Genomic DNA, 13,353 nt, shown 5'->3' with positions numbered 1-13,353 from the left:
CGCCCACCCTACGAAACGAAGGCCCCCGCACCGGTGTCGGGGACCGGTGCGGGGGCCTTCGCGGGTTTCGCTGCCTCAGGCGTCGAGGTCGGTGGCGACGAGCTGGGCGACCGCTTCCACGGCCTCCTCGGCGCCTTCGCCCTCGGCGCTGATGACGACCTCGTCGCCGTACCCGGCGGCGAGCGTCATGAGGTTGAGCACGCTGCCGGCGGCCACCGGGCTCCCGCCGGCCTTGGCGATCTGCACCGCGACGGGTTGCGCCGCGGCCGCCTTCGCCACCAGCGCGGCCGGCCTGGCGTGCAGACCCACCTTGCTCGCCACGGCGACGCGTTTCTCCGGCATGTTCGTCCTCTCTAACGGGGTACTACGTCGATACGGATGTTACGCGGCGGCGGTGCGGTCGAGGTCGGCCTCGATCGAGTCGTCTTCGCGGCCCGGGGTGCGCAGGTTGAACTTGATGATCGCGAACCGGAACACGAAGTAGTAGATCACCGCGTAGACGAGGCCGATCGGGATGAGCAGCCACGGCTTCTGCGCCGCCGGGGCGCCGAAGTTGAGCAGGTAGTCGATCGCGCCGGCCGAGAAGTTGAAGCTCTGGTGGATGCCCAGCGCGTTGCAGATCGCCAGCGAGGTGCCGGTCATGATCGCGTGGAACAGGTACAGCGGCCACGCGACGAACATGAACGAGAACTCGATCGGCTCGGTCACACCGGTCAGGAACGAGGTCAGCGCGCCGGCGATCATCACACCGCCGACGACCTTCTTCTGCGCCGGGCGGGCCGTCTGCCAGATGGCGAGCGCGGCCGCGGGCAGCGCGAACATGAAGATCGGGAAGAAGCCCGTGGTGAACGCACCGGCCGACATCTTGCCGGCGACGAAGTTGTTGATGTCACCGCCGTCGAAGATGAACCAGACGGGGACGTTCAGCAGCTGGTGCAGACCGACCGGGATGAGCAGGCGGTTCAGCGCGCCGTAGATGCCGCCACCGACGATCGGGGAGGCGGTGACCGCGTCACCGGCGGCCTGGATGCCCTGGTCGACCCAGTGGAAGACGAGGCCGAAGACCACGCCGAGGATCACCATGACCACCGCGGTGATGATCGGGACGAACCGGCGGCCGCCGAAGAACGCCAGGTAGGCGGGCAGCTTGATGCGGTGGTACTTCTGCCACAGCAGCGCCGCGACGATGCCGACCACGACACCCGCGAGCACCGAGTACGGCCACTTGATCGGCGCCAGCTCGGTCGCGCCCGCCTTGTAGCCGGGCAGGTCGCTCAGCGGGGCGAAGACCTGGACGACGGAGCTGAAGACGAAGAAGCCGACGACGGCCGCGACGGCGGTCGAGCCGTCGCCCTTCTTGGCGAAGCCGACCGCGATGCCGACCGCGAACAGCAGCGGCAGCCAGTTGAACAGCGTGCCGCCCGCGGCGCCCAGCACCGAGGCGACCTTGTTCCAGCCGAGGCCGTCCTTGCCGAGCATGTCGTCCTGCCCGAACCGCAGCAGGATGCCCGCCGCCGGGAGCACGGCGATGGGGAGCATGAGGCTACGGCCGAAGCGCTGAAGACCGGCGAGACCGCTGCCGCTCTTCTTCGCCCCCTCCGCGGTGGTGGAGCTCATCTGGATCCTCCATAGTGGGGTGGTTGACCGGGTTCCGGGGTGTTCCGGTCCAACTGCATGGTCACCTGGTAGTGATCTCCCCGGTACCAGGAAGTGATGTCTTCGATCGGGTCGCCGTTCGCGCTGGAGACCCTGCGGAACACGAGCAGCGGGCTGCCGGCGCGCATGCCGAGCAGCCGGGCCGTTTCGCGATCCGCTCCTTCGGCCCAGACCGTCTGCCACGCCTGGTCGGGACGCACGTCGTACGTCTCGGCCAGCTGCGCGTAGAGCGACTGGGTCAGGTCGAGCTCGAGCAGGCCGGGAGCCCGGCCCGCGTGGTACCAGCCCCGCTCGACGGCCAGGGGAACGCCGTCGGCGTGGCGCAAGCGCACCAGGTGGTGCGCGGGAGTGCCCTCGGCCAGGCCGAGGGCGTGGGCCGAGGCGGTGGGCGGGACCTCGGTGGCGGCCGAGACCACCTCGGTCGTCGGGGTCAGCCCCCGCCGCCTCATGTCGTCGGTGAACGACATGAGGTAGAGCTGCAGTTCCATCCGCCGGGCCGCGGTGAAGGTGCCCTTGCCGCGGACCCGGGCGAGCAGACCCTCTTCGACCAGCTTGCCGATCGCCGATCTGACCGTGAGCCGCGACACGCCGTAGCGCTGGGCCAGCTCGCGTTCCGACGGGATCGGCGCACCCGGCGGGAGCTCCCGCTCCACCGTGCGGCGGAGGATTTCCCGCAGCTGGGCGTGCTTGGGCGTGGGCCCGTTGACGACCCGGTCGGGTGGCGGGACGTGCGCGGCCGCGCTCATCGGCGTCACCCTCCTCGTTCTCGTGTCACCGGGGGACCGGTGCTCGCGTCCGGCCCGGAACATTGGTACGTTCCGGTCTAGACCAATGATCTGATGGGGCAGGATGCTCCGCCGCGCGGACGGGTGTCAACCCACCGTTATCCGTTCGTGGCCCGCGGCGGGGTGCATGCCGACGAACGGCGTAGTACAGGTGGACACGCGGTTCGCGTCAGGTTGGGAACAAACAGTGATCAAGGAGACCGCGATGGCGGATGACAGGCCCGAAAAGATCCTCGCGGCACTCGGCGGCGCGGGCAATCTCACCGAGGTCGAGGGGTGCATCACGCGGCTGCGCTGCGAGGTCGAGGACATGAGCCTCGTCGACGAAGCGGCGCTGAAGAAGGCCGGCGCGATGGGCGTCGTCAAGATGGGGTCCTCGGCCCTGCAGGTGATCGTCGGGCCGGAGGCGGACACGATCGCCAGCGACATCGAGGACCTGCTGTGAGCCTCGAGGTCCTCAGCCCGGTCGCCGGGCGCGTGGTGCCGATCACCGAGGTCCCGGACCCGGTGTTCGCGCAGGCCATGGTGGGCCCGGGCATCGCCGTGCAGCCCTCGGGCGGGCGGTCGGACGCGGTGGCGCCGGTCGACGGCACGGTCGCCACGCTGCACCCGCACGCCTACGTCATCGCGACCGAGGACGGCAAGGCCGTGCTGGTGCACCTGGGCATCGACACGGTCAAGGAGAAGGGCGAGGGCTTCACGCTGCACGTCGTCAAGGGCGAGCAGGTGCGGGCCGGCCAGCCGGTCGTCAGCTGGGACCCGGAAGCGGTGACCGCGGCGGGCTACTCGGCGATCGTCCCGGTGGTCGCGCTGGACGCGTCGGCGGACGTGCTGTCCGCTTTGGACGCCGAGCGCGACGTCGCGGCGGGCGAAAAGCTGTTCGCCTGGGACGCCTGAGGACTTTCTGTCACGCGAAGGGCCCTTGTGGACGGTGCTCGTCCGCAAGGGCCCTTCGGCGTCCCCGGCCCGTCAGCCGGTGACGACCTTCCCGTTCTCCACCTTGACCGGCACGCTCGGCAGCGGCTTGTTCGCCGGTCCCTGCTTGACTTCCCCGGTCAGCGCGTTGAAGACGGAGCCGTGGCAGGGGCAGATCAGGTCGGCGCCCTTGGGGGCGACGGTGCAGCCCTGGTGCGTGCAGATCGCGCTGAACGCGGCGGCGGCCGACTCGGACGGCCGGGCCACGATGACGTCGGAGCCGTCCGGGGCCTTGGCCGCCTTCGCCTCCCCGACGGGGACGTCGGCGAGCGCGACCAGTGGTGTTCCGGCGGCGATCGGCGCCTGCGCGGTGCCGGACTTGGCGTCGTCCGAGGAGCAGGCGGTGAGCGCGACGGCGCCGACGGCGGCACCGGCGACGGCGGCACCGGTGGTCAGGACGGTGCGGCGGGAGTGCAGTTCGGCAGTCATGCCCTTACCAACGAGATCGACACCGCATCGGTTCAATCCGCGGTGAACCGGATCGGCCCCTGTTCCGTGTATGTAGCCGAGTGGGTGTGGAGTGGAGGAACGATCATGGTGGGATGGGTTCTGCGCATCGTCGTGGCGGCCGCGTTGCTGGGCTCGGCGGGCGTGCACTACTTCTTGTGGACCGAGGACTACCCGGGCATCGTCGGCCCGCTGTTCCTGCTGGACGCGATCGGCGGCCTGGTCCTCGCGATCGCGGTGCTGGCCTGGCGGCACTGGCTGCCGGCCCTGGGCGCGCTCGGGTTCGGCGTGCTGACGCTGGGCGCGTACGTGCTGGCCGCGACCGTCGGCTTCGCCGGCAACCACGACCAGTTCAACAGCCAGCCCGAGTACTGGGGCGTCATCACGGAGGCGATCTGCATCGTGGGCGGCTTGGCGCTGCTGTTCGTGAAGGACCGGCGCCGAGTCGCGGCCTGAGTTCCGTGGGGGAAGTCGCCGAAGAGGCGCTGATGCGCGCGCTGCACGAGGAACACGCGGCCGCGTTGTGGTCCTACGCGCTCCACCTGACCTCCGGCGACCGGATCCGCGCCGAAGACGTCGTCCAGGAGACGCTGCTGCGCGCCTGGCGCTCGACGGCGGTGCTGGACCAGTCCCAGGGGTCGGCCCGCGCGTGGCTGTTCACGGTGGCGCGGCGCATCGCGATCGACGGCTGGCGCTCGGCGTCGTCCCGGTCGGAGGTGGTGACGGACGAGCCACCCGAGCTCGCCGTCGCCGACGGGACGGACCGCGCGGTCCAGGGCTGGCTGGTCGCGGAGGCGCTCGCCGAGCTGTCCGAGCGGCACCGCGAGGTCCTGGTCCTGTGTTACTTCCAGGGCTATTCCGTAGCGGACGCGGCGCTGCGCCTGGGCGTCGCCGAGGGAACGGTGAAGTCCCGCACGCACTACGCGTTGCGCGCGTTGCGGCTGGTGCTCGAGGAGAGGGGGGTGACCCAGTGAGCGAAGACCCGTTCGCGGCGTTCGACGCCGCCTACGTGCTGGGGGCGCTGTCCCCCGAGGACCGCCGGCGCTTCGAGGAGCACCTGCGCACGTGCGACCACTGCGCGGCTTCGGTCCGCGACATGGCGGGGCTCCCGGGCCTGCTGGCCCGCGTCGACACCCCGGCGGTCCTGCCCGAACCCGGCCCGCCACCGCCCGACCTGCTGCCCGCGATCCTCGCCCGCGTCCGCCGCGGCCGCCGCATCCGCCTCGCGGTGACGTCGGTGTCGGCCGCGCTGGCGGTGTCGGCGTGCGTGGCACTGGCGGTGGTGGCGTCGTGGCCGGCGGCTTCGCCCCCGCCGTCGATCGCGATGACGGCGCTGGGCCAGTTCCCGGTCCGCGCGGACGCCCGCCTGGACGCCTTCGAGTGGGGCACGCAGGTCGACATGTCGTGCAGCTACACGGGCGGTCGCAGTGGTGGCGACTACGTGCTGGTGGCGATCTCCCGGACGGGCACGGAGACCCAGCTGGCGACGTGGAAGGCGGTCCCGGACAACACGGCCCGCATCGTGATCGGGACGGCGTTGCAGCGGTCGGATTTGGCGGCGTTGGAGGTGCGAGGGGGGAGCGGGCGTGCGCTGCTGCGGCTGACGTTGTGACGGGGTGGTTCGCCCGGGTCGCAGGGGGACCCGGGCAAGCCACCCGCTCGTTGCGGCCCCGCGCCAGCCTCGGTCCCGCCTGCCGCGATCCCGCCCGCTTCAGTCGTGGCGGCTTCGGCCCCGCCCACCTGGTGCCGCTTACCTCGATCCCGCTTGCTTCTGCTCGGGCTGATTCGGCCCCGCCTACCTCGGTGCCGCTCACTTCGATCCCGCTTGCTTCTGCTCGGGCTGATTCGGCCCCGCCTACCTCGGTGCCGCTCACTTCGATCCCGCTCGCTTCTGCTCGGGCTGATTCGGCCCCGCCTACCTCGGTGCCGCTCACTTCGATCCCGCTCGCTTCTGCCCGGGCTGCTTCAGCCCCGCCCACTTCGGTCCCGGATGCTTCAAGCGCCCGCTTCCGCCCGAGCGGCTTCGGTGCCCGTCGCGTCGAGCCCGCCCGCCTGAGCCGCGCGCTTCCAGCCCCGCCGTTTCAGCGCCGCCCGGCTTCGATCCCGCACGCTCCGAGCCGTGCCGCTTCATGCCCAGCCGTCCGAGCCCGCCCCTTCGGCCTCGCCCACCTCGAGTCCGGCCGCGGTTCGCCCGCTCTGCCGGACCGCTCGCAGGGGTTCCCGAGCCGCGCTTCGGGCCCCTTCGCCGTCGCCCACAGGAGTGATAACCGGCCCCCGGCGGCACGAACGGTCCTTTCGCGACGCTCGGCATTTGCCCAGCTCAACCCCACTGCAGCACGCTGGACCCATGCCCCCGACGATCCTCACCCTCACCGCCGCGGCCGCCACCGGAGCGGCCACCGCGCCCCTCGCCAAACGAGCCCTCGACCGCGCCGACGCCCCCATCCCGCTCGCCCTCGCCACCCTCCTGACCGCCCTCACCGCCACCGCGGCCACCGCCCGCTGGCTCACCGGTGCCTGGCCGGCCTGGTGGCTGCCCGTACCCCTCGCCCTCACCGCCGTCGCCGTCCCGCTGGCCCTCGCCGACCTGCGCCACCTCCGCCTGCCCGACGCACTGACCCTCCCCGCCTACCCCCTCCTCGGCGCGGCCATCGGAGCCGCGGCCCTCGGCGGCGGTGGCCCGTCTCTCGCCCTCCGTGCGGCCGTCGGCGCCGTCTTCTTCGGCGCGGCCCACGCGCTGGCCCACCGGACGAGCACCCTCGGCGTCGGGGACGTCAAGCTCTCCGGCAGCCTCGGCGCGGTGCTGGGCGCGGTGGGCTGGGCCGCCCTCCCGGTCGCCGCGGTGCTGGCCGCACTGCTCAGCCTGGCCGTCGCCGCCGCGCGGAAACGGGCCCGCGTCCCGCACGGTCCCGCCCTGCTCGCGGCCACCTGGCTGTGCGCCGTCTTCCCGGGGGCGCCATGACCGGAGGCACGTCCCGGCCCGCCCCGCGCCCGTGACAGGATTGAGCCCATGTTGCGCTGGATCACCGCAGGTGAATCGCACGGACCCGCGCTGGCCGCCGTGCTCGAAGGGATGCCCGCCGGCGTCGCCGTCACCACCGCCGACGTCACCGAGCAGCTCGCCCGGCGCCGTCTCGGCTTCGGCCGCAGCCCGCGGATGGGCTTCGAGACCGACCACATCGAGTTCCTCGGCGGCGTGCGCCACGGCCTCACCCAGGGCGGCCCGGTCGCGGTGCAGATCGAGAACGCCGAGTGGCCCAAGTGGGAGCAGGTCATGGCGGCCGACCCGGTCGACCCGCAGGTGCTCGAAGGCCTCGCGCGCAACGAACCGCTCACCCGGCCCCGCCCGGGCCACGCGGACCTGCCCGGCATGCAGAAGTACGGCTTCGACGAGGCCCGTCCCGTCCTGGAGCGGGCGAGCGCGCGCGAGACGGCGTCGCGGACCGCGCTCGGCACCGTCGCGCGCAACTACCTGAAGCAGCTGCTCGGGGTCGAGATCCTCAGCCACGTCGTCTCGATCGGCGGCGCGGACGCGCCCGAGGGCCCGCTGCCGGTCGCGGCCGACCTGGCCGCCATCGACGAGAGCCCGGTCCGCGCGTTCAGCCAGGCGGGCACCGACGCGATGGTCGCCGAGGTCGACGCCGTGCGGAAGGCGGGCGACACCGTCGGCGGCGTGATCGAGGTCCTCGCCTACGGCCTCCCGCCGGGCCTCGGCTCCCACGTCCACTGGGACCGGCGGCTCGACGCGCGGCTGGCCGGCGCGCTCATGGGCGTCCAGGCGATGAAGGGCGTCGAGGTCGGCGACGGCTTCACGACCGCGCGCCGCTGGGGCAGCCAGGCGCACGACGAGATCGACCGCGGCACCGGTCCGGTCGGCGTCACCCGCCGGTCCAACCGCGCGGGCGGCCTCGAAGGCGGCATCACCAACGGCGAGCCGCTTCGGGTGCGCGTCGCGATGAAGCCGATCTCGACCGTCCCCAAAGCACTGTCCACAGTGGACGTCAAGACGGGCGAGCCCGCGGTCGCGATCCACCAGCGGTCCGACGTCTGCGCCGTACCGCGGGCCGGCGTCGTGCTGGAGTCCGTGGTGGCGCTCGTCCTCGCCGACGCCGCGCTGGAGAAGTTCGGCGGCGATTCGCTGGTCGAGGGCAAGCGCAACGCCGAGGCGTACCTGAAGGCCCTCGAGGAGCGCTGGTGAGCCCGCGCGCGGTGATCGTCGGGCCGCCCGGCTCGGGCAAGAGCACGGTCGGCCCGCTGCTGGCGGCCGCGCTCGGCGTGCCGTTCCGCGACTGCGACGACGACATCGTCGCGCGCACCGGGCGCAGCATCTCCGACATCTTCGCGGAGGACGGCGAACCCGCTTTCCGCGCGCTGGAAGAAGAAGCGGTCGCGACGGCGCTGGCGGAGCACGAAGGCGTGCTCTCCCTCGGCGGCGGCGCGCCGCTGACGCCCGGCACCCGGGGCCGGCTGGCGGAGCACACCGTCGTGTTCCTCAACGTCGGCCTCGCCGCGGGTGTGCAGCGCACCGGCCTCTCGAACGCGCGGCCGCTGCTGGCGGGGGTGAACCCCCGCGCCACGTTCAAGAAACTGCTCGACGAGCGCGTGCCCGTGTACCGCGAGGTCGCCACCGTCGAGGTCGTCACCGACGAGCGGACCCCGGCCGAGATCGTCGCGGACCTCGCCGCGCGGCTCGCCCCCGCCGAAGCCAAGGAGTGAGTCACCCCGTGTCCGATCCGGTGCGCATCCCCGTCGCCACCGCCCACCCGTACGACGTCGTGGTCGGCCGCGGCCTGCTCGGCGACCTGACCGCGCAGCTGGCCGACGCCTCGAAGATCGCGCTGATCCACCCGCCCACGCTGACGACCACGGCCGAGGCGATCCGCGAGGAGCTGATCGCGGCGGGCCTGGACGCGCACCGCGTCGAGATCCCGGACGCCGAGGACGGCAAGGCGCTGACCGTCGCGAGCTTCTGCTGGGAGGTGCTCGGCCGGATCGGGCTGGACCGCCGCGGGGTCGTGGTCGGGCTCGGCGGCGGTGCCGTCACCGACCTCGCCGGGTTCGTCGCGGGCACGTGGATGCGCGGCGTCCGGCTGATCAACGTGCCGACCACGCTGCTGGGCATGGTCGACGCGGCGGTCGGCGGCAAGACCGGCATCAACACCGAGGCCGGCAAGAACCTGGTCGGGGTGTTCCACGAGCCGAGCGCGGTGTTCGTCGACCTCGCGACGCTGGAGACGCTGCCGCCGAACGAGCTCGTCGCCGGCATGGCCGAGGTCGTGAAGACCGGCTTCATCGCCGACCCGCGGATCCTCGAGCTGATCGAGGCCGACCCGGCCGCGGCGCTCGACGCGAGCGGCGACGTGCTGGCCGAGCTGGTCCGCCGCTCGATCCAGGTGAAGGCCGACGTCGTCGCGGCGGACCTGCGCGAGTCCGACCTGCGGGAGATCCTCAACTACGGCCACACCCTCGGCCACGCCATCGAGCGTCGCGAGCGGTACCGGTGGCGCCACGGGGCCGCGGTGAGCGTCGGGCTGGTGTTCGCCGCCGAGCTGGCGCGCCTGGCCGGGCGCCTCGACGACGCGACGGCCGAGCGCCACGCGTCGGTGCTCAAGCTGATCGGCCTGCCGACGACGTACGACGCCGACGCGCTGCCGCAGCTGTTGGAAACCATGAAGGGCGACAAGAAAACCCGGTCCGGGGTGCTGCGGTTCGTAGTCCTCGACGACCTCGCCAAGCCCGGCCGGCTCGAGGGCCCGGACCCGTCGCTGCTGGCGGCCGCGTACTCGGCGATCGCGGCGGACGCTCCGAAGAGCGGCGGGAGCATCCTCCTGTGAAGGCGTTCGTGTTCAACGGCCCCAACCTGGGCCGGCTCGGCAAGCGCGAGCCGTCGGTCTACGGCTCGACCACCCACGACGACCTCGCCGCGCTGTGCGTCGCGACCGGCGAGGAACTGGGGATCGAGGTCGAGGTCCGCCAGACCGACCACGAAGGCGAAATGGTCGGCTGGCTGCACGAAGCCGCGGACGGCGGTCATCCGGTGGTGCTCAACGCGGGCGCGTGGACGCACTACTCGATCGCGGTGCGCGACGCCGCCGCGCAGCTGTCCGCCCCGCTGATCGAGCTGCACATCTCGAACGTGCACAAGCGGGAGGCGTTCCGGCACCACAGCGTGCTTTCGGACATCGCGACCGCGGTGATCGCGGGCCTCGGCGTCGACGGCTACCCGCTCGCCCTGCGCTGGCTCGCCGCCCACCCGGGATGACGCTGCCGACGTTGACCACGTCGCGGCTGACGCTGCGGCAGCTGGTCGAGGCCGACCGCGAAGCCGTCGTGAAGGTCTTCTCCGACCCGGAGATGAGCCGCTTCTTCGCGGCGGACTTCTCGGACCCGGCGTCGGCGAGCGCGATGGTCGACCGCCGCCTGACCTACCGCGGCCCGGCCGGCCAGGGCCACTGGGCGATCGAGCGCGACGGCGAGGTGATCGGCGTCGCGCACCTGCGCCCGTCGAGTGAGCTGCCCGGCGGGGTGCCCGAACTGGGCTACTACGTGGCGAGCGCCCACGCCGGTCAGGGCCTGGCGACGGAGGCCGCCCAGGCGGTGCTCGACCACGGCCTGGGCGTGCTCGGCCTCCCGGCGATCTGGGCCCTGGTGCACGAACACAACGCGGCGAGCCGCAAGGTGGCCGCGCGCCTGGGCTTCCTGGACGTCGGCTCCGGCATCCACTACGGCGACCTCCACCGGGTCCTGGTCACCCTGCCCACCGCCCACGGACGGCCGCACCACGTCGAGCTGTGGGTCCCGGACCTCGCCGAAGCGGAGCGAAGCTGGGGCTGGCTGCTGGGCGAGCTGGGCTGGCGGGAGTTCCAGCGCTGGCCCGCGGGCGTCAGCTGGCGCCTCGGCGGGACGTACCTGGTGGTGGAGGCCTCACCGGCGCTGAGCGCGACGAACCACGAACGCACCCGGCCGGGCCTGAACCACCTGGCGCTCCACGTGGCCACCCGCACCGAGGTCGACGCGCTGACAACCCGCGCACCCGACCACGGCTGGCGCCCGCTGTTCGCGGACCGCTACCCCCACGCGGGCGGCCCCGCCCACTACGCGGCCTACCTCGAGAACGAGTCCGGCTTCGAGGTGGAGCTGGTCGCGTCGGAAGGCTCCCCACCGGAGGAGTAACCGGGCGGCGGCTATCCGCGGGACGCCCGCACGCGATGGCCCGCAGCCCGGGAAATGCCTGGCGGAGTGCTGAGTCGGCCGCACCGCAGGGGCTTCAGCCGGCCGCTACCAGCCGGGCTTTCGCCCGCGCGAGATCGCTCGGGGCTCGAGCCGCGCGTGCTCGTCGCCGGGGTGCCGGCGGGCGGGTCCCTCGCTGCCGCGTTCGCGAGACCCCAGGTCCCGAAGCGGCTGGCAGCGCCACCGACCACCGTCGAGGGTGACGCCCGGTAGCCGGATCTCGATCACCCCAGCCTCTTCCGGGCCCCAGCCCTTCGCGATCGGGGGACCGTCGAGCGGGAGCGTCCTCACCCGTACGGGGTCACTCTCGCTACACTCCGATGTCGTGCGCCCGTTTCGTCGTGGGGGTCGGCGACCCGCTCGTGCCTTGCTCGCCAGTGTGCTGGCCGGGCTGCTGGTCGCGGGCTGCACCGAGGGTTACGCCCAGCCGCAGGCCGCCGGGGAGCAGCCCGCCATCGCGGGTGGCCGGAGCGCGCCGCGGCCCGCCGATGTCGCGCTCGCTTCCGGGGAACCGCGGCAAAGCGGGGGTGTGATCGCCGCCGGGGGCGCGGATGCCGTCTACAACTACGGGCCCACCGTGATGCTCGATCGGGGGCAGACGCGGATGTGGTGGTGCAGCCAGTACGGCGGGGCCGGGCCCGCGGGCGACGACATCCTCTACGCGCAGGCGCAATCCATGGACGGGCCGTTCACCGGACCGGGTGGCGGGATCCCCGCGGCCGTCTTCTCCGGGGCGCCCGGGCAGTTCGACGGCATGCACACCTGTGACCCGTCCGTGCTGCGCGTCGGCTCGACCTACTACCTGTACTACACCGGCGCGGCGGGCGAGCACGCGCTCGGCAACGCCATCGGCCTCGCGACCAGCCCCGACGGCGTGCATTGGACGCGCGCCGCGGGCGGGAAGCCGATCCTCGGGCCGTCGCACGACGTGCACCGCGCGAACGTCTACGGGGCCGGCCAGCCGTCCGTCGTCTACCTCGACGGCTGGTTCTACCTGATGTTCACCGACACCACCGGCCGCGCGGCGGGGTGGAACGGGGCCGGGCAGTTCGTGCTGCGCTCGGCCGATCCGGCGTTCGGGTCCGGGGTGCAGGCGCTGGACGTCGGCGGGTTCGTGCCGGTGACGTCGACGGCGGCGCCGCGCGGGCGGTCGATCGTCGACGGGTTCAGCGCGGACCTGATGTGGGTGGGCGCGCTGGACGCGTTCGTCGTCGCGCACGAGACCGACGGCGGCACGACCCTCACGTTCTGGACGCCGGACTTCACCGAGAACCCCTTCCGGCCGGTGCTGATCCCCGGGCCGTGGAAGGAAGGGCCAGGGCTGGTGCGCCGGGCGGACGGGCACGCGCCGCTGTCGTCGGCCGACCCGTGCGAGCGGGTGCCGTTCGACGTCGTCCGCGCGACCACCAACGGCGGTGCCCCGACCGACCTGCGCCACTTCGGGCTCGACCTGCTGGGCAGCCAGGCGTGCGGCAACCCCGGCCGGACGGCGGCGACCTTCGACGGCGTCACGATGCCGTCGCCGGAGCGGACGATGGACCTGGTCCGCGCGGGGGTGCGGGTCCGGGTGGACCGCCGCGCCGTGGCGGTGGCGCTGGCCGGTGAGGTCCTGGACAAGGCGCCCGCGGCGGTGACGGCGCTTCCCCTTGCCGCGCGGCTGCGCTCGGGCGCGGAGGCGGTGCAGGCGCCGGGCAAGGGCTTCGCGTTCGTGCTCGACGACAAGAAGCGCTGGCGGGTCCCGGACGGCGGCATCGTCGGCAACAACGGCTCGGCCGCGCGCGCAATCACCGCCGCCGAGTGGGACGGCTACCCGAAGGGCCGCTCGCTGGTGGGCTAGGAGCCCACGCCGTCCTCGGACGGGGGCTGGGAACGCCCGATCCGGCCGCCGACGAACAGCCCCAGGCCGGCCGGGATCAGCACCAGCAACGCCGAAAACGCCGCCCCGCCGGTCAACGCGCCGCCGAGTTCCGACACCCCCGTCTGGTCGACGAAGACCGCCCGGCCGATCACGTACAGAATTCCCGCCACCGGGCCCGTGACCAGTGCCGCGATGAACCACACCCGGCCGCGGTCGGGGAGGCCCCGCCATGCGTCCAGAGCGCTCCACAGCGCCGCCGCGCCGACCAGGACCGCCAGGGCCAGGGAGACCACCAGCGTCTGGTCCGTCGGGTGGTAGACGGCGTACTTGGCGAGGAGGGTGATGGCCGCGCCGTGCAGCACCGCCATCCCGAGTCCGCGAATCACCCAGGCGCTCATCTTG

At 73.0% G+C, this 13,353-nt stretch carries 17 protein-coding genes; 12 read left to right on the top strand and 5 right to left on the bottom strand.

Annotation, left to right across the window (positions count from 1 at the left end):
- Positions 1 to 75 precede the first annotated feature (75 nt).
- From MUY14_RS22765 to MUY14_RS22755, 3 genes are read right to left on the bottom strand one after another with little or no spacing between them, the layout of a single operon-like run.
- Positions 76 to 342, bottom strand: a complete 267-nt coding sequence (locus MUY14_RS22765) for an HPr family phosphocarrier protein (protein ID WP_013224593.1) — start codon at positions 340 to 342, stop codon at positions 76 to 78.
- Positions 343 to 381: 39 nt separating this feature from the next.
- Complete coding sequence (locus MUY14_RS22760) at positions 382 to 1,617, bottom strand: PTS transporter subunit EIIC (protein WP_247011674.1); 1,236 nt, start codon at positions 1,615 to 1,617, stop codon at positions 382 to 384.
- Positions 1,614 to 2,402 carry a GntR family transcriptional regulator gene (locus MUY14_RS22755; RefSeq protein ID WP_247011673.1) on the bottom strand — a complete coding sequence of 263 codons (789 nt, stop codon included), beginning with the start codon at positions 2,400 to 2,402 and terminating at the stop codon, positions 1,614 to 1,616. Before MUY14_RS22755 ends, MUY14_RS22760 begins: the two co-directional genes overlap by 4 nt.
- 244 nt (positions 2,403 to 2,646) lie before the next feature.
- On the opposite strand from MUY14_RS22755, the gene MUY14_RS22750 reads away from it, so the two are divergent.
- Positions 2,647 to 2,886, top strand: a complete 240-nt coding sequence (locus MUY14_RS22750) for a glucose PTS transporter subunit EIIB (RefSeq protein ID WP_247011672.1) — start codon at positions 2,647 to 2,649, stop codon at positions 2,884 to 2,886.
- Positions 2,883 to 3,338, top strand: coding sequence for a PTS glucose transporter subunit IIA (locus MUY14_RS22745; protein WP_160702981.1), 456 nt, complete (start codon positions 2,883 to 2,885; stop codon positions 3,336 to 3,338). The genes MUY14_RS22750 and MUY14_RS22745 overlap by 4 nt, the downstream gene beginning before the upstream one ends.
- Positions 3,339 to 3,410: 72 nt before the next feature.
- On the opposite strand, the gene MUY14_RS22740 is transcribed toward MUY14_RS22745, so the two are convergent.
- On the bottom strand, positions 3,411 to 3,845 hold the full coding sequence (locus MUY14_RS22740; protein WP_247011671.1) for a ubiquinol-cytochrome c reductase iron-sulfur subunit: 435 nt from the start codon (positions 3,843 to 3,845) through the stop codon (positions 3,411 to 3,413).
- A 105-nt stretch (positions 3,846 to 3,950) separates the two neighbouring features.
- Here MUY14_RS22740 and MUY14_RS22735 point away from each other — a divergent pair, with 105 nt between their 5' ends.
- The 10 genes from MUY14_RS22735 (at position 3,951) to MUY14_RS22690 (ending at position 12,930) form a co-directional block, all read left to right on the top strand.
- Positions 3,951 to 4,319, top strand: a complete 369-nt coding sequence (locus MUY14_RS22735) for a hypothetical protein (protein WP_247011670.1) — start codon at positions 3,951 to 3,953, stop codon at positions 4,317 to 4,319.
- A gap of 5 nt (positions 4,320 to 4,324) precedes the next feature.
- On the top strand, positions 4,325 to 4,837 hold the full coding sequence (locus tag MUY14_RS22730) for a sigma-70 family RNA polymerase sigma factor (protein WP_281506174.1): 513 nt from the start codon (positions 4,325 to 4,327) through the stop codon (positions 4,835 to 4,837).
- Positions 4,834 to 5,475, top strand: coding sequence for a zf-HC2 domain-containing protein (locus MUY14_RS22725; RefSeq protein WP_247011669.1), 642 nt, complete (start codon positions 4,834 to 4,836; stop codon positions 5,473 to 5,475). Before MUY14_RS22730 ends, MUY14_RS22725 begins: the two co-directional genes overlap by 4 nt.
- 735 nt (positions 5,476 to 6,210) lie before the next feature.
- Positions 6,211 to 6,825 carry a prepilin peptidase gene (locus MUY14_RS22720; protein WP_247011667.1) on the top strand — a complete coding sequence of 205 codons (615 nt, stop codon included), beginning with the start codon at positions 6,211 to 6,213 and terminating at the stop codon, positions 6,823 to 6,825.
- 48 nt (positions 6,826 to 6,873) lie between these two features.
- Positions 6,874 to 8,061, top strand: coding sequence for a chorismate synthase (gene aroC, locus MUY14_RS22715; protein ID WP_247011665.1), 1,188 nt, complete (start codon positions 6,874 to 6,876; stop codon positions 8,059 to 8,061).
- Complete coding sequence (locus MUY14_RS22710) at positions 8,058 to 8,579, top strand: shikimate kinase (protein ID WP_247011663.1); 522 nt, start codon at positions 8,058 to 8,060, stop codon at positions 8,577 to 8,579. The genes aroC and MUY14_RS22710 overlap by 4 nt, the downstream gene beginning before the upstream one ends.
- Before the next feature lie 8 nt (positions 8,580 to 8,587).
- Positions 8,588 to 9,697 carry a 3-dehydroquinate synthase gene (aroB, locus tag MUY14_RS22705; RefSeq protein ID WP_247011661.1) on the top strand — a complete coding sequence of 370 codons (1,110 nt, stop codon included), beginning with the start codon at positions 8,588 to 8,590 and terminating at the stop codon, positions 9,695 to 9,697.
- Entirely contained in the window at positions 9,694 to 10,125 is a 432-nt protein-coding gene (aroQ, locus tag MUY14_RS22700) for a type II 3-dehydroquinate dehydratase (protein WP_247011660.1), read from the top strand. The genes aroB and aroQ overlap by 4 nt, the downstream gene beginning before the upstream one ends.
- Positions 10,122 to 11,036 (top strand): GNAT family N-acetyltransferase, encoded by a 915-nt coding sequence (locus MUY14_RS22695; RefSeq protein ID WP_247011658.1) that lies wholly within the window; start codon positions 10,122 to 10,124, stop codon positions 11,034 to 11,036. Before aroQ ends, MUY14_RS22695 begins: the two co-directional genes overlap by 4 nt.
- Positions 11,037 to 11,460: 424 nt before the next feature.
- Entirely contained in the window at positions 11,461 to 12,930 is a 1,470-nt protein-coding gene (locus tag MUY14_RS22690) for a beta-xylosidase (RefSeq protein WP_247011656.1), read from the top strand.
- Here the strand turns inward: MUY14_RS22690 and MUY14_RS22685 are convergent.
- Complete coding sequence (locus MUY14_RS22685; protein ID WP_247025207.1) at positions 12,927 to 13,319, bottom strand: B-4DMT family transporter; 393 nt, start codon at positions 13,317 to 13,319, stop codon at positions 12,927 to 12,929. The two genes, MUY14_RS22690 and MUY14_RS22685, sit on opposite strands and share 4 nt — an antisense overlap.
- Between the last annotated feature and the right edge of the window lie 34 nt (positions 13,320 to 13,353).

It is taken from the genome of Amycolatopsis sp. FBCC-B4732 (assembly GCF_023008405.1).
Lineage (GTDB): Bacteria > Actinomycetota > Actinomycetes > Mycobacteriales > Pseudonocardiaceae > Amycolatopsis > Amycolatopsis pretoriensis_A.
The sequence above is the reverse complement of the archived record's forward strand: the minus strand, read 5'-3'. Positions and strand labels throughout refer to the sequence as shown.

Excerpts from the sequence above, each read along its gene's own strand:
- MUY14_RS22765 (WP_013224593.1), bottom strand. The coding sequence starts at position 342 with ATGCCGGAGAAACGCGTCGCCGTGGCGAGCAAGGTGGGTCTGCACGCC.
- MUY14_RS22760 (WP_247011674.1), bottom strand. The coding sequence starts at position 1,617 with ATGAGCTCCACCACCGCGGAGGGGGCGAAGAAGAGCGGCAGCGGTCTC.
- MUY14_RS22755 (WP_247011673.1), bottom strand. The coding sequence starts at position 2,402 with ATGAGCGCGGCCGCGCACGTCCCGCCACCCGACCGGGTCGTCAACGGG.
- MUY14_RS22750 (WP_247011672.1), top strand. The coding sequence starts at position 2,647 with ATGGCGGATGACAGGCCCGAAAAGATCCTCGCGGCACTCGGCGGCGCG.
- MUY14_RS22740 (WP_247011671.1), bottom strand. The coding sequence starts at position 3,845 with ATGACTGCCGAACTGCACTCCCGCCGCACCGTCCTGACCACCGGTGCC.
- MUY14_RS22735 (WP_247011670.1), top strand. The coding sequence starts at position 3,951 with ATGGTGGGATGGGTTCTGCGCATCGTCGTGGCGGCCGCGTTGCTGGGC.
- MUY14_RS22720 (WP_247011667.1), top strand. The coding sequence starts at position 6,211 with ATGCCCCCGACGATCCTCACCCTCACCGCCGCGGCCGCCACCGGAGCG.
- aroC (WP_247011665.1), top strand. The coding sequence starts at position 6,874 with ATGTTGCGCTGGATCACCGCAGGTGAATCGCACGGACCCGCGCTGGCC.
- MUY14_RS22695 (WP_247011658.1), top strand. The coding sequence starts at position 10,122 with ATGACGCTGCCGACGTTGACCACGTCGCGGCTGACGCTGCGGCAGCTG.
- MUY14_RS22685 (WP_247025207.1), bottom strand. The coding sequence starts at position 13,319 with ATGGCGGTGCTGCACGGCGCGGCCATCACCCTCCTCGCCAAGTACGCC.